Annotated in this window: 14 protein-coding genes; 3 read left to right on the forward strand and 11 right to left on the reverse strand. The window is 46.0% G+C overall.

From position 1 onward, the window contains the following. Positions 1–229 precede the first annotated feature (229 nt). Both hupA and MSG38_RS19000 read left to right on the forward strand, forming a co-directional pair. Positions 230–502 carry a nucleoid-associated protein HU-alpha gene (gene hupA / locus MSG38_RS18995; protein WP_004729753.1) on the forward strand — a complete coding sequence of 91 codons (273 nt, stop codon included), beginning with the start codon at positions 230–232 and terminating at the stop codon, positions 500–502. 47 nt (positions 503–549) lie between these two features. After that, entirely contained in the window at positions 550–1,248 is a 699-nt protein-coding gene (locus tag MSG38_RS19000) for a DUF1481 domain-containing protein (RefSeq protein WP_248402409.1), read from the forward strand. 182 nt (positions 1,249–1,430) lie between these two features. On the opposite strand, the gene purD is transcribed toward MSG38_RS19000, so the two are convergent. Both purD and purH read right to left on the reverse strand, forming a co-directional pair. Continuing rightward, complete coding sequence (gene purD / locus MSG38_RS19005; RefSeq protein WP_048612396.1) at positions 1,431–2,720, reverse strand: phosphoribosylamine--glycine ligase; 1,290 nt, start codon at positions 2,718–2,720, stop codon at positions 1,431–1,433. Positions 2,721–2,805: 85 nt separating this feature from the next. Next, positions 2,806–4,398, reverse strand: a complete 1,593-nt coding sequence (gene purH, locus MSG38_RS19010) for a bifunctional phosphoribosylaminoimidazolecarboxamide formyltransferase/IMP cyclohydrolase (protein ID WP_248402410.1) — start codon at positions 4,396–4,398, stop codon at positions 2,806–2,808. A 325-nt stretch (positions 4,399–4,723) separates the two neighbouring features. On the opposite strand from purH, the gene zntR reads away from it, so the two are divergent. After that, positions 4,724–5,164 (forward strand): Zn(2+)-responsive transcriptional regulator, encoded by a 441-nt coding sequence (gene zntR / locus MSG38_RS19015; RefSeq protein WP_048612394.1) that lies wholly within the window; start codon positions 4,724–4,726, stop codon positions 5,162–5,164. 88 nt (positions 5,165–5,252) lie between these two features. Here zntR and fis read toward each other — a convergent pair whose 3' ends face one another. The 9 genes from fis to MSG38_RS19060 form a co-directional block, all read right to left on the reverse strand. Next, on the reverse strand, positions 5,253–5,549 hold the full coding sequence (fis, locus tag MSG38_RS19020) for a DNA-binding transcriptional regulator Fis (RefSeq protein WP_004729744.1): 297 nt from the start codon (positions 5,547–5,549) through the stop codon (positions 5,253–5,255). Positions 5,550–5,572: 23 nt separating this feature from the next. Further along, positions 5,573–6,541 (reverse strand): tRNA dihydrouridine synthase DusB, encoded by a 969-nt coding sequence (gene dusB / locus MSG38_RS19025; protein ID WP_032546269.1) that lies wholly within the window; start codon positions 6,539–6,541, stop codon positions 5,573–5,575. 141 nt (positions 6,542–6,682) lie between these two features. After that, on the reverse strand, positions 6,683–7,570 hold the full coding sequence (gene prmA / locus MSG38_RS19030) for a 50S ribosomal protein L11 methyltransferase (RefSeq protein ID WP_017055901.1): 888 nt from the start codon (positions 7,568–7,570) through the stop codon (positions 6,683–6,685). A 170-nt stretch (positions 7,571–7,740) separates the two neighbouring features. Continuing rightward, positions 7,741–9,084 (reverse strand): acetyl-CoA carboxylase biotin carboxylase subunit, encoded by a 1,344-nt coding sequence (gene accC / locus MSG38_RS19035; RefSeq protein WP_017062706.1) that lies wholly within the window; start codon positions 9,082–9,084, stop codon positions 7,741–7,743. A 15-nt stretch (positions 9,085–9,099) separates the two neighbouring features. Next, positions 9,100–9,552: an acetyl-CoA carboxylase biotin carboxyl carrier protein gene (gene accB / locus MSG38_RS19040; protein WP_017062707.1), complete on the reverse strand. Its 453-nt coding sequence runs from the start codon at positions 9,550–9,552 to the stop codon at positions 9,100–9,102. A gap of 74 nt (positions 9,553–9,626) precedes the next feature. Next, a complete protein-coding gene (aroQ, locus tag MSG38_RS19045; protein ID WP_010435475.1) occupies positions 9,627–10,076 on the reverse strand; it encodes a type II 3-dehydroquinate dehydratase in 450 nt (149 codons plus the stop codon). Positions 10,077–10,398: 322 nt separating this feature from the next. Further along, a complete protein-coding gene (gene acs, locus MSG38_RS19050) occupies positions 10,399–12,348 on the reverse strand; it encodes an acetate--CoA ligase (protein ID WP_009844693.1) in 1,950 nt (649 codons plus the stop codon). Between the two features lie 218 nt (positions 12,349–12,566). Next, the gene (locus MSG38_RS19055; RefSeq protein WP_017062708.1) at positions 12,567–13,199 is read right to left on the reverse strand and encodes a 3'-5' exonuclease; all 633 of its coding nucleotides are present in this window, start codon (positions 13,197–13,199) and stop codon (positions 12,567–12,569) included. A gap of 11 nt (positions 13,200–13,210) precedes the next feature. Continuing rightward, a complete protein-coding gene (locus MSG38_RS19060; protein WP_248402465.1) occupies positions 13,211–15,043 on the reverse strand; it encodes a DUF294 nucleotidyltransferase-like domain-containing protein in 1,833 nt (610 codons plus the stop codon). Positions 15,044–15,177: the final 134 nt, after the last annotated feature.

Below are 15,177 nucleotides of genomic sequence, written 5' to 3' on the forward strand. Positions count from 1 at the left end.
GCGTGGATTATAGTGAAAAAGTAGTGGCTAGGTCATCATTAATTTTGCTCTCAGCCCCTTTTAAACAAGGGCTTGCTTAATAAAATCAGTAACAAATTGTGAGTTATTACTCATATTATGGCTAAAACTACGGCATTAGAGCTAAAGATCGACGACAAACCTTTGCCAGATGGGGCATTTATGTTTTAGAGTGAATTGAATTCAAAAATACAAAGAAGGGAAACCTAAAATGAACAAGACTCAATTAATCGACTTTATTGCTGAAAAAGCGGACCTTTCTAAAGCACAAGCTAAAGCTGCTCTAGAAGCGACTCTTGGCGGTGTTACAGATGCTCTTAAAGATGGCGATCAAGTTCAGCTAATTGGTTTTGGTACTTTTAAAGTAAACCACCGTGCAGCTCGCACTGGTCGTAACCCAAAAACTGGTGATGAGATCCAAATCGCTGCTGCAAATGTTCCAGCATTTGTTGCAGGTAAAGCGCTGAAAGATTCAGTGAAATAATCTAAACTGTACCGAGGTAGTCGTATTCCACCTCGGTACAGGTTTTTATGAAAAAAGCATTTCTTCTCGTTTCACTATTATCTACATTTCTTATTGGCTGTTCTTCAACAAGCCCTCGCAAAAACCTAGAGCAATTTGAGACTCACACCGGCGGCCAAGTCATGGGCGACGCGACAAGTTTCTACTGGGTTACAAACAAGCTAACACAACCTCATACTTCAGCTGACTACGTTACTGTCGGCGATTACGGCTGGTACCAAACTGACTATGCTTGGTCAGAAGGCGTGCTTCGAGAATTCATTCGTGAAGGCGAGCAGCGTAACTCTTCTAATGAGCTGGTTCCTTATCGTGTCCATGTGCGTTTCAATAAGTCAGGCGAAGCTGTGTATCAACAGTACCGCATTGATAGCAAAATCTTACCTATCCAATCCAAGCAACTCGAAAACTACCAGAAAGAAGCTAAGTCGGTTCTAGAGACTACGATGAAGCAGAATGACGAAGGGCTCAGACTGGTTCAGGGTTACTGGGATGGCAGCTCTTTTAAGACGTGCGCTGGTGGTGAATTTGATCGCATTGAATTTAACCAGACCTTACCAAGCTTCGTGATCGACCGATTAGCATCAGTGGAAAGCTATGCGGCGTTTCTTGGCAGTGATTCACTGGGTAAGATGAGTGTGGAAGAGTTACTGATGCTGGCTGAAGACAGCCATGATTGTGTCGTTAGGCCATCATTGTTGAAAGAATAGCGAGTAATCAGAGGATTGAGAGTGTTTGGCCTACTGTAGGCCAAGTACTGATTTGTCTGTACAGACGCGGATTCTTAGAAAGATTGAGTAATAAAAAAGGCGCCTATCGAGGCGCCTTTTGCTGTTATTCGCTTGCTGTCATTTGCTTACTGTTATGGAAAGTAAGCGAGTAACAATATTGATTACTGCTCTTGCTCGCGCGCAATCGCACGGTAACCAATGTCATTGCGGTGGAACATACCATTCCAGCTAACTTGCTTCGTCAACGCGTAAGCACGCTCTTGAGCTTCAGAAACCGTGTTACCCAGTGCCGTTGCACAAAGTACGCGGCCACCGTTTGTCACCACATCGCCAGCTTCGTTATTTGTCGTACCCGCGTGGAAAACCTTTTGGCCTTCAACTTCGCTTGTTGGTAGTGAAATTACGTCACCTTTTGCGTAGTCAGCAGGGTAACCGCCAGCCGCAAGAACAACACCGATTGAAGCGCGTGGATCCCACTTCGATTCTGCTTCGTCTAGTTTCTCGTCGATAGCCATTAGGCAAAGCTCAACAAGGTCTGACTCCATACGCATCATGATAGGTTGCGTCTCTGGATCGCCGAAGCGGCAGTTGTATTCGATAACCTTAGGTGTGCCGTCAGCATCGATCATTAGGCCAGCGTAAAGGAAACCTGTGTAAGGTGCGCCTTCTGCATCCATACCACGTACCGTTGGGTAGATAACCTCTTCAAGGATACGGTTGTGGATTTCAGGCGTCACAACTGGAGCTGGAGAGTAAGCACCCATGCCGCCAGTATTAGGACCAGTGTCTTTGTCGCCAACACGTTTGTGATCTTGGCTGGTGGCCATAGGAAGAACGCTAGAACCGTCAACCATTACGATGAAGCTTGCTTCTTCGCCTTCAAGGAACTCTTCGATAACCACGCGGCTGCCAGCTTCGCCAAATGCGTTGCCCGCTAGCATGTCTTTGATTGCGTCTTCAGCTTCTTCAAGGGTCATCGCAACGATAACGCCTTTACCCGCCGCAAGACCGTCAGCTTTTACTACGATTGGAGCGCCTTGCTCACGTACGTAAGCGATAGCTGGCTCAATCTCAGTGAAGTTTGCGTAGTAACCCGTTGGGATGTCATGACGAGCTAGGAAATCTTTAGTGAATGCTTTCGAACCTTCAAGCTGTGCTGCTGCTTGAGTTGGACCAAAGATAGGAAGACCTACTTCGCGGAATGCGTCAACCACACCAATAACTAATGGCGCTTCAGGGCCAACGATAGTCAGTTCGATTTTTTTCTCTTGAGCAAACGCCACTAAACCAGCGATGTCTTCAACGCCGATGTTTACGTTCTCAAGTTTAGGCTCAAGTGCAGTACCTGCGTTACCTGGAGCGATGAATACTGTTTCAACGTTTGGGTTTTGTGCCGCTTTCCAACCCAAAGCATGTTCTCTACCGCCAGCACCGATGATTAATACGTTCATGTTTCAATCCTTAAGTCTTTAATTCTTAAAAGCCCCTCAAAATTGAGAGGCTCGATAGCTACTAATTGTTTAGATGAACTAAATATTAGTGGCGGAAGTGACGCATGCCCGTAAAGATCATCGCCATGCCGTGTTCGTCTGCCGCTGCGATAACTTCGTCATCACGCATAGAGCCGCCTGGTTGGATAACACACTTGATGCCAGCTTCTGCTGCCGCGTCGATACCGTCACGGAATGGGAAGAACGCGTCAGATGCCATCACACAACCTTCAACCTGTAGACCTTCGTCTGCAGCTTTGATGCCTGCGATTTTCGCAGAGTAAACGCGGCTCATTTGGCCAGCGCCTACACCAATTGTCATGTCACCTTTCGAGTAAACGATAGCGTTAGATTTAACGTACTTCGCTACTTTCCAGCAGAATAGGGCATCTTTTAGTTCTTCAGCTGTAGGTTGGCGCTTAGAAACCACTTTAAGGTCATTTTCAGACACCATGCCTTGGTCGCGGTCTTGAACTAGCAAACCACCGTTAACGCGTTTCACGTCAAAGCCAGTTGTCTTAGTCGTCCACTCACCACACTCAAGTAGGCGAAGGTTTTTCTTAGCCGCTACGATTGCTACTGCTTCAGCAGAAACTGATGGTGCAATGATAACTTCAACGAATTGACGCTCAGTGATAGCCGTTGCTGTTGCAGCGTCTAGCTCACGGTTGAAAGCAATGATGCCGCCAAATGCAGATGTTGGGTCTGTTTTGAATGCACGGTCGTAGGCTTCTAGGATGTCTTCACCTAGTGCAACACCACATGGGTTAGCGTGCTTAACGATCACACATGCTGGCTGGTCGAACTCTTTTACACACTCAAGTGCTGCGTCAGTGTCAGCGATGTTGTTGTAAGAAAGGGCTTTACCTTGAATTTGGCGAGCTGTAGAAACTGATGCTTCTTCAGGGTTTGCTTCAACGTAGAATGCTGCTGCTTGGTGGCTGTTCTCACCGTAGCGCATGTCTTGTTTTTTCTCGAACTGTTGGTTGAACGTGCGAGGGAATTTAGACTCTTCGTCGCCTTCCTTGTTCTCACCGTAGCTAGGAACCATAGTACCGAAGTAGTTTGCGATCATGCCGTCGTAAGAAGCCGTGTGTTCGAATGCTGCGATAGCGAGGTCGAAGCGAGTCTCTAGTGTTAGAGATTGCTCGTTCGCGTCCATTTCAGCGACAACACGCTCGTAGTCGTGTGCGTTAACAACGATAGTCACGTCTTTGTGGTTTTTCGCTGCAGAGCGAACCATTGTTGGACCGCCGATGTCGATGTTCTCAACAGCGTCAGCAAGGGTACAACCTTCTTTAGCAACGGTTTCTGCGAATGGGTATAGGTTTACAACAACCATATCGATAGGGTTGATACCGTGAGTTTCCATCACGTCATCATCTTGACCACGACGGCCTAGAACACCACCATGAACTTTTGGGTGCAGAGTCTTAACACGGCCATCCATCATTTCTGGGAAACCAGTGTAGTCAGATACTTCTGTAACAGAGATGCCTTTTTCAGCAAGCAGGCGAGCAGTGCCACCGGTAGATAGGATATCTACACCACGGTTAGCAAGAGCTTGTGCAAATTCAACGATACCAGTTTTGTCTGATACGCTGATTAGAGCGCGGCGAATTGGACGAGCGTTATTCATGCTTCCATCTTCCTCAAATTCATGGGGTTAAAATAAAGATATTTGCCAAAAAAGAACTTGTTTCTATCTTCTTAGCGTGGATTATCTTAGATACCAGTAAGAGATAAAATATTGGCCAGTTTTGGTAAAGACCTTTTGGGTTAGTCTTATGATTAAGCTATAAGATAACCAACTCCAAATTTGATGGCGCAGATTCTAACTAATTTATTACAAAAAAGCTCGCGCAATCGTTTGGCATCTCAAAATTAATTATGAAAAGTGCCATTTCAGCCTGAAAAGTAACGATAAGGTTAATTGTGGAATGGACGAAACAGTAGGAAAAAACATGTTCCAGATCGGTGAATTAGCGAAACGATGCGGTGTGACAGCCGATACCTTGCGATTTTATGAGAAGAATAACCTGATCGCGCCAGCCAGTCGCAGTGAGTCGGGTTATCGTCTGTATGATGAAAACAACCAAAAACAGGTGACCTTTATTCTCAAATCTAAAGCATTGGGGCTGAGTTTGGACGAGATTAAAGAATTGCTTGAGATTCGACTCGAGGCCACGCAGCACAGTTGCGCTGAAGTGAAGTCGATTACCTCTGCGAAATTAGAGATGATTGATGAAAAGATTACCGAGTTAACTAAGATTCGCACCGCACTTAAAAAGATTAATGATGCGTGTTGTGGGCACGTAGACGACGATGCAAGCCATTGTTCTATTCTGGCAGCCTTGGATTCAGCAAATGTCGACAAAGGGCGCTGTTGTCGTACTGGAGAGTAATCAGCCACCTATCACGGTTCGACGAGCCAAAAAAAGCCAAACTCAACAATGAGCTTGGCTTTCAATTCAATAAATTACGAAAGAACGATTAGTTCATGCCGTATTTTTTAAGTTTCTTGCGAAGAGTACCGCGGTTAATACCCATCATGGTTGCTGCGCGAGTTTGGTTACCGCGAGTGTACTGCATGATAGTGTCTAGTAGTGGCTGTTCAACTTCAGCTAATACTAATTCGTATAACTCGCTGACTTCTTGACCGTTTAATTGAGCAAGGTAATTTTTCAATGATGCTTTAACTGAGTCACGTAGTGGCTTCTGCGTGATTTGGTCTTGTGATGTAACTGTAGTTACTGTCAATGCTTCTGAAGTCAGATTTTGTTCGAACATATTCGGTCTAGCTCTTCTCGTAATTATGGTGCAACGTTATCAAAAAAACCTTCTAGCGCTTCAAGCTGCAGATCACCTGCTTCGAATGCGTTGAAGGTACGGCGAAACTCACTCGCTTGTTCATGTTCTTTTAGATACCAACCCACATGCTTACGAGCGATGCGAGGGCCTAAAAACTCTCCATAAAATTCATGTAGAGCGTGCACATGACCAAGCATGATGTCTTTCACTTCCGAAATCGGGAGCGGGTCCATCGTGGTGCCGTTTTCCAAATAGTGTAGGATTTCGTTAAAAATCCAAGGACGTCCTTGGGCAGGTCGACCTATCATTAAAGCATCAGCGCCGGTGTACTCCAGCACAAACTTCGCTTTTTCCGGACTATCGATATCACCGTTAGCGATAACCGGAATAGATACTGCTTGTTTCGCTGCTTTAATGTGTTTGTATTCTGCCTCACCTTTGTACATACAAGCGCGAGTTCTTCCATGGAGCGCAAGAGCTTGTATGCCGCAGTCTTCGGCTATTTTCGCGATTTGGACACAGTTTCTATTGTCTGTATCCCAGCCTGTGCGCGTTTTCAACGTTACTGGAACGTCGACAGCATTTACCACCGCTTTCAGAATGTCTTCAATGAGTTCTGGATGCTGTAGTAAGGCTGAGCCCGCAAGCTTCTTATTCACTTTTTTGGCTGGACAACCCATGTTGATATCGATGATTTGCGCACCGTTATCGACATTAAATTGAGCAGCCTCGGCCATAAGCTGTGGATCTGCACCAGCGATTTGTACTGAACGAATGCCCGATTCGCCTTCATGTACCATGCGCTGCTGAGACTTTGACGTTTTCCAAACTTTCGGATTGGAGGACATCATTTCACTGACTGCCATCCCCGCACCGTAGCGAAGACACAACTCACGGAATGGTCTATCCGTTACGCCAGCCATAGGAGCGACGATTAGATTGTTCTTAAGTTGATAATTTCCGATTTTCAAAAAATGTCATCACAGTTCTGTACCAGCAAGGGCGCGCATTTTACGCATTTTTTCGCTGCGTGAAAAGACTAATATTTGAGCATTTACAATTTGTTTTTGTAATTTGTTTAAATTTCAGTCAATTAGCGCCCAAAGTCTTGTCTAGCCTTGCTTGCGACCTGAGATTCGACACCATTCTTGTTGTTCGATGATCGGATCAATGTGAAGCTCATCACGATAATAAGTCGCAACATCTTCTGCTTGTGTATCTAAAACACCCGACATCGCAAGTACACCATTTGGCTTAACTAGGCCCTTGATGATGCCAGAAAGGTCGCGTAATGGACCTGCAAGAATGTTGGCTACAACAACGTCTGCTAGCAAACCTTCCGGTTGATCTTGTGGCAAGAACACCTCTAGTTGCTCAGCAACGCCATTGCGTTGTGCGTTGTCTTTTGATGCAAGCAGAGCTTGAGGATCAATGTCGATCCCGATAACTTTTGCCGCGCCTAGTTTGATCGCAGCGATCGCTAGGATGCCTGAGCCACAACCGAAGTCGATCACGGTTTTGCCTGCAAGGTCTAAGCCTTCAAGCCACTCAAGACACAATGCCGTTGTCGGGTGAGTACCTGTACCAAATGCAAGGCCTGGGTCTAGCATTACGTTTACAGCGTCAGGTTCAGGGATATCGCGCCAGCTAGGGCAGATCCACAAACGCTCACCAAACTTCATTGGGTGGAAGTTATCCATCCATTCACGTTCCCAATCCTTGTCTTCAATTTGCTCTACTTTATGAGCAAAGTCTGCAGGGAACATGTTGCTTGCTTTAATCTGCGCTAGAACGACACCAGTATCAGTCTCAGCGTCGTAAAGCGCGAGAATGTCAGTATCACCCCAAAGGCGAGTTTCGCCCGGCAGAGGCTCAAATACAGGGGTATCTTGTGCATCCAGGAAAGTTACAGAAAGAGCACCAGTCTCTTCCATTAACATGTCGCCGATTTGTTCGGCATTTTCATTGGTAGCATTAAGCTTGATTTGAATCCAAGGCATGGCTGCATCTTCTATATGAGAAAAATTGGATGGCGAGTCTAGCAGAAAATATGAGCAAATTCACCAAAACCCCACGGAATATAATGGGGATTAAAGATTGATTTTTTCGGCGGCTTAAAAACAAAAATGCTCACCGAAGTGAGCATTTTGACTGTTCTTAAACGAACGGATTATGACAAACCAAGTTTCTTCTCAAGGTAGTGGATGTTTGCACCACCGTGTTGGAAGTTTTCGTCGTTCATAATAGACAGTTGAAGCTCGGTATTAACGTTAATACCTTCAACAATCATTTCACCCAATGCGTTCTTCATACGAGCGATAGCAACATCACGGTTCTCACCGTAAGTGATCAGCTTACCAATCATTGAATCGTAGTGTGGTGGCACTGTGTAACCAGTGTAGATGTGAGATTCCCAACGTACGCCCATGCCGCCCGGTGCGTGGAAACGTTCAATCTTACCTGGTGAAGGTAGGAAACGAACTGGATCTTCAGCATTGATACGACATTCGATTGAGTGGCCGCGCAGCTTAATGTCATCCTGAGTGAATGATAGAGGCTGACCAGCTGCAATACGTAGCTGTTCTTTCACTAGGTCGATACCCGTTACCATTTCAGTAATCGTGTGTTCAACCTGGATACGAGTGTTCATCTCGATGAAGTAGAACTCACCGTTCTCGTATAGGAATTCAAATGTACCTGCACCGCGGTAACCGATCTCAATACATGCACGAGTACAGCGTTCGCCGATGTACTTACGCATCTCTTCAGTGATACCTGGAGCTGGCGCTTCTTCCACAACTTTCTGGTGACGACGCTGCATTGAACAGTCACGCTCACCTAGGTGGATAGCATTACCTTGGCCATCTGCAAGCACTTGTACTTCAATGTGACGTGGGTTTTCTAGGAATTTCTCCATGTAAACCATGTCGTTGTTGAAACATGCTTTTGCTTCTGCACGAGTCATCGCGATAGCTTCTGTTAGTTCTGCTTCAGAACGAACAACACGCATACCACGACCGCCGCCGCCGCCAGATGCCTTGATGATAACTGGGAAGCCAATGCGCTTAGCGTGCGCTTTGTTTTTCGCTTCGTCGTCATCAAGAGGGCCGTCAGAACCTGGTACACAAGGTACGCCAGCTTTCTTCATTGACGTGATAGCTGACACTTTGTCACCCATCATGCGAATGGTTTCAGCTTTAGGGCCAACAAAGATAAAGCCACTGCGCTCTACCTGTTCTGCGAAGTCTGCATTTTCAGATAGGAAGCCGTAGCCAGGGTGAACAGCTACTGCACCTGTAACTTCAGCTGCGCTGATGATACGAGGGATGTTTAGGTAGCTATCGATACCACGAGCTGGACCGATACAAATGGTTTCGTCTGCAAGCAGTACGTGCTTAAGGTCACGGTCAGCAGTTGAGTGAACCGCTACCGTTTTAATGCCAAGCTCTTTACATGCACGCAGAATACGTAGTGCAATCTCACCACGGTTCGCGATTACTAATTTATCTAACATAATGAGTGCTCTCTATTATTCGATAATTACTAGAGCTTGGTCGAATTCTACTGGTTGACCGTCTTCAACTAGGATAGCTGTTACAACACCAGATTTATCAGCTTCGATTTGGTTCATCATCTTCATTGCTTCAACGATACATAGCGTTTCGCCAGCAGTTACAGATTGACCAACTTTAACGAATGGTTTTGCGTCTGGGCTTGGAGCGCCGTAGAAAGTACCAACCATTGGAGAAAGAACTTGGTGACCAGCTGGAACTGCAGGAGCCGCTGCTTCTGCTGCTACAGGTGCCGCCGCAGGAGCTGCTGCCGCTACAGGTGCTGGAGCAGCTGCATATTGAACAGGTGCTACAGGTGCAGTGCTGTTACGACTGATTCGTACTGACTCTTCACCTTCAGAGATTTCTAGCTCAGAAATACCAGACTCTTCAACCAATTCGATTAGCTTTTTGATTTTGCGAATATCCATTGTTTCTTTCTCTTTATCTGTTAATTGAACTTACTCTATGACTGAGTAGGTTAGTAATAGTTCGTTGTTTATGTTTACTTTGAGTTGAGCTTGCTGAGCGCAGCGGTCAAAGCAAATTGATAACCTTGGGCACCTAAGCCACAAATCACACCTTCTGCTTTATCAGATAGGTAAGAGTGGTGACGGAATGGTTCACGTGCGTGAACATTCGATAGATGAACCTCAATAAATGGGATTGCAACGCCAAGTAGTGCATCACGCAGGGCCACACTGGTATGTGTAAAGGCTGCTGGGTTGATAATAATAAAATCAACATTTTGATAAGCACTATGGATAGCTTCAATCAGTTCATACTCACGATTTGACTGTAAGTGAGATAGCTCAACATCGTGTGCTTTCGCTTGCTCGGTCAGTGAGCTAATAATCTGGTCAAGTGTTTGAGAACCGTAGTGTGCAGGCTCTCTAAGGCCTAACAGGTTAAGGTTTGGGCCATTTAAAACTAGAATGCGAAACTTTGTAGACATCGTGGGGCTATCTTCCTTTATCGTGTTTACGAACGTGAATGTTGCCATTTTATTGAAAATTTGCGGTTAATTTCTAGTGAGAAAAAACCAAATTTAAAAATTAGAACCAGATTATAGCTAATTCAGCGCAAATCGCAGCAATTTACTGGTCTAATCTCCTATTGATACCGCTTGGAATTGTTACCAACTTAACAAAAAAGCGTCTTAGCCTTAATTTGGGGCGGGATATTTGAGATCAAGATCAGCCATAAAAAAACCGCCACATAGGTGACGGTTTAGAAAGTGCTGTTTTAAACAGTGATTAGCTGCTGTGACTGGTTGCTTATGCCAGCTCTGCTTTCTCGGCAATCAGCTTATCAACCACGCTTGGGTCGGCCAGTGTCGAGGTATCACCTAGGTTACCTGTATCGCCAGTCGCGATTTTACGCAGGATACGACGCATGATTTTACCCGAACGAGTTTTTGGTAGAGAGTCGGTCCAGTGCAGTACATCTGGCGTTGCAATTGGGCCAATCTCTTTACGTACCCAGTCTTTCACTTCTTTATGAAGCTCTGCGGTTGGGAACTCACCATCATTCAGCGTGATGTAAGCGTAAATCGCTTGGCCTTTAATATCATGAGGGATGCCCACAATCGCAGCCTCAGCAATCTTATCGAACGCGACTAGAGCCGATTCAATCTCAGCAGTACCCATACGGTGACCTGATACGTTAAGCACGTCATCGACACGACCCGTAATCCAGTAGTAACCGTCTTCATCACGACGAGCGCCATCACTGGTAAAGTACATGCCTTTAAAGGTCGAGAAGTAAGTCTGTTCGAAGCGGTCATGATCGCCATGAACGGTACGCATTTGGCCTGGCCAAGAGTCAAGAATCACTAGGTTGCCGTCTGTTGCACCCTCAATGATGTTACCCATGTTATCAACCAACGCCGGTTGCACACCGAAGAATGGACGAGTTGCCGAGCCCGGTTTCAGGTCTGTTGCGCCCGGTAGCGGTGCAATTAAGATACCGCCCGTTTCCGTTTGCCACCATGTATCAACAATTGGAGATTGCTCATTACCGATTGTTTTGTAGTACCACTCCCATGCCTCTGGGTTGATAGGTTCACCCACTGAGCCCATGATTCTTAGGCTGTCACGAGAAGTACCTTCAACGGCTTCATTTCCTTTCGCCATCAATGCACGAATAGCCGTTGGCGCAGTATAAAGAATATTAACTTGGTGCTTATCGACCACTTCACTCATGCGGCTGGTGTTCGGGTAATTTGGCACGCCTTCAAACAGAATCGTTTTTGCGCCATTAGCAAGCGGCCCGTAAACAAGGTATGTGTGGCCGGTAATCCAACCCACATCGGCTGTACACCAGAAAGTCTCGCCTTCTTGGTAATCGAATACGTATTTGAATGTCATTGCTGCATAAACAAGGTAACCACCTGTGGTGTGCATAACACCCTTAGGTTTACCCGTTGAGCCTGACGTATAAAGGATAAATAGTGGATCTTCTGCGTTCATCTCTTCTGGTGGGCAATCTGCAGATACGTTAGCAATAGCATCGTGCCACCACACATCGCGGTGTTCGTGCCATGCAACATCACCGCCAGTGCGTTTGAATACCACAACCTTCTCGATGTTTTTCACTTCAGGGTTCGTCAGCGCTTCATCAACATTCTTCTTCAGTGGCACCGCACGGCCGCCACGCACGCCTTCATCGGCAGTGATAACGACTTTAGAGTTTGAATCGATAATACGACCAGACAGTGCTTCTGGTGAGAAACCACCAAATACGACTGTGTGAACCGCCCCGATACGGGTACACGCCAGCATGGCTACTGCCGCTTCTGGCACCATTGGCATGTATAAACAAACCACATCACCTTTGCGCACGCCTTGCTCTTTTAGAGCATTCGAAAACAGGCACACTTCTTTGTGCAGTTCATTAAAAGTTAGAGTTTTGTCGTCTGCCGGGTCATCGCCTTCCCAGATGATAGCGACTTCATCACCGCGCTCAGCAAGGTGGCGGTCGATACAGTTAGCCGAAACGTTAAGCGTGCCATCTTCAAACCAGCGAATATCAATGTGGCCAGGGTCGAAAGAGGTGTTTTTTACTTGTGTGAAAGGTTTGATCCAATCAACGATTTTTCCGTGTTCACCCCAAAAGCCTTCAGGGTCAGAAACAGATTGCTGGTACATGGCTAGGTAAGTGTCATTATCCGCGTGTGTGGTTGATTTAATATTTTCTTTTACCGGATAAACGTGGGCTTCACTCATTGCATCTCTCCTTGTGCCTACATTCCTAATGAACTGGCAACTTCCTTTGTGTTCAGTTTCTAGGTCTATTACAGAACCGTCTTTGTGTTATCACTCTCGACTAGGACGGCGATTTCCACAATTAGACTTTAGGATGAGACGCTGCTTTTCACTTACAAAATAGCGAGTTAAGTTCAATTTTGAGATGTTGCTCTCTATGTGAAGCGCCAGTGGTTGAATTAAGAATAAGAAGAGTTGAAACGGGGCAGGTCACCATGTTTCAGGCGCACAAAGATCAGCGCAGCGGAGATAGCGTCTTGTAATGCATCATGTTTATTTACCGGGATAGGTAAATCGAGTTGGCGACAGATGGCGTCCATACTGAGATCAAAATAGGCATTGGGCAGCTGTCTTTCGAGTTTGTCTTGGTAGAGTTGGCTCACTTCGACTAATCGGTTAGGCAGTGGAAATCCAAGTTGTTTTAAACAGGCGCGGTCGAGAATTTTTTTATCATAGCGGATGTGATAGCCGACTAAAGGACGATTTCCAATGAAGTTCAGTAGCTCGATTAAAGCCTGTTTTTCTTCGATGCCATGCTTTAGATCTTGATGACGAATGCGGTGGATTTTTATTGAATTGCAATCAAGCGATTGCGGGGCGCGCAATCGGACTTCAAAAGGTTGGCTGGTAATGATTCGGTTACCGATGATCTTGGTCGCGGCAATAGTGACCAATTCTGCCTGATTGGGGTCTAGGCTGGTGGTTTCACAATCGAGCGATACATATTCATGATCAATAGGCGCAGTAAACAGAGGCTGATAGAGAGAGCCTTTGAGCTTGTGATGCCAGTAATAGCGAACCAACCTATTCATCGTTCAATCGCCTAATCCCGTATCTGATAGTGGTAGCCGAGCCATTGCTTGAATTTCTTCACCACGTGCAGGCTATGACGAAGCAGATCTCTGTCTGCTCGCTCCATCAGTTTGACGTTAATCTTGTTGCTGCTGTGCTGCTGAGAAAGCCTTTGGGTTAAGCGCCACTTAAAGAATTGCTTGAGTGCTTCACTGAGATTATCGGCAGTACTTTGCTCAAGCACTTTCTTGCTGACCAGTTGCTCAATGCGTTCGAAGGTGTTGTTTACGGTGACACCATGCTCAAGACAAAGTGCTCTCACACCATGCACGATAGGGAAAATACCACCTTGTTTGATATCGAGCCCTGACTTGGATTGCTTCACATTGCCAAATAGGGTGAGGGGGACCGAGAAGTTCAGCGCTGGGCGGCAGAACTCCGTCAGAATCAATTCTTGTCCGAGCATTAAATCACTGAGGTGCTGTTTGACTGGTTTTAATAGCTCTCTATTCCCCGCCACAGCGTGTGCATCTGCCATGATCGCAATATCCATCACGGTGTCTGGCGTGGCTTTTTTTACCCAATGGGTGAGGGTTTGTTTCCACTCTTGTTCTGAATGCACCCATTTCGGATTGTTGACCATTACGTTGCCCGGGCACAGTGGGTAACCCAATTGTTGAAGGGTATGGGTGAGGTCGTTCATGGCACTTTGACATTGATGCCACTCCAAACCATCTTGAATTATTAGCGCGTTGTCTTGATCGGTTTTGAGAATTTGTTCGCCACGGCCTTCGGAACCCAACACGATTAGGCAGCAATGATTATGCAGTGCAGGTGGGATAACCAACTCAAAAGCCTTCTCTATGATCTGTTCGTTGACCGCAGAAATCAGCTCCATGATAAAGCGTGTGCGAATCCCATTACTGAGCAAGCTCTCGACCAGTTGACGTTGTTTGTTAGAGGCCATTGCCAATTCTTCAACGCTGGTGGCGCGCGCAATACGCAAAGTAAGAACGTGGGAGTGTGTGGAGAATGCACTGAGGATCTGTGTCATATCCACCATGCCAACCGCATTTTTACCATCACAAACCATCAACCTTTTTACTCGATTTCTGGTCATGGTAATCATGGCGTTAAATAAGAAATCGCCTTGGTTCACGTGCATCACCGGAAACGTTGCGATCTCACCGACAGGCGCATCCAGTGGGAAATTATCGAGCATCACAGCATGCAATAAATTGGTTCGAGTGACGATTCCATACGGCAAGGAACATGATGATCCAAAAGCTTTTGGAACATTATGTTCCAAATGAACTAGGGCCGAGTCTAAGCCTTGTTCTTTAAGGGTTTGAGTGACTTGGTTGATCGGTTGGTTTGGTTCAAGTATCAGTGGTGGGTGATAGATAGAGTCATCCACTTTGGTCAATATAAACTCGGCAAGATTCTGTTGCTGCTGGGCGGCTTCTATCAAAGCTTTTCTTGTCGAGAGGTTGCTATCAAAGTAGGCCGCGAATTGGCCATTGGCGTGGTAAAGCTCAAGAAAAATATCGGTGGGCAGCAGATAACTTAATGTATCTTCGAGTGCGATATATTGGTGTTTGGTGTGAGGTTCAAACTGGCTTCGAACATCAAAAATATCGTCATTGGCATAGTGTGCGTAAATCTCACCATCACTGCTCGCGCGCTCTTCAACAGCCCCTTTGATCAAAATGTGCAGGTGTCGGCTCGGCCTTTGAGCTTCCAGTATCACTTCTTGGGATCGGTAATACACCACGTCTAATGAAGAGCGCAGCTTCAACTGTTCGGCGTCGGACAGGCTATCGAAGGGTGGGTGCTGCATATTAAATTTGTCAGGCATAAGCATCACAAGAAGAAATGGGAGTCTTTATCAGTCTGACAAAATACCAGCGAAGCTCCAGACGACTTTAGTCTAAATGCGAGTGTGGGGATTAATGAGCGTGAAATCTCTTGTGGAAATGCGATATTCAGACCCACTGA

This window comes from Vibrio sp. 1CM24A, from assembly GCF_023161725.1.
Lineage (GTDB): Bacteria > Pseudomonadota > Gammaproteobacteria > Enterobacterales > Vibrionaceae > Vibrio > Vibrio coralliirubri.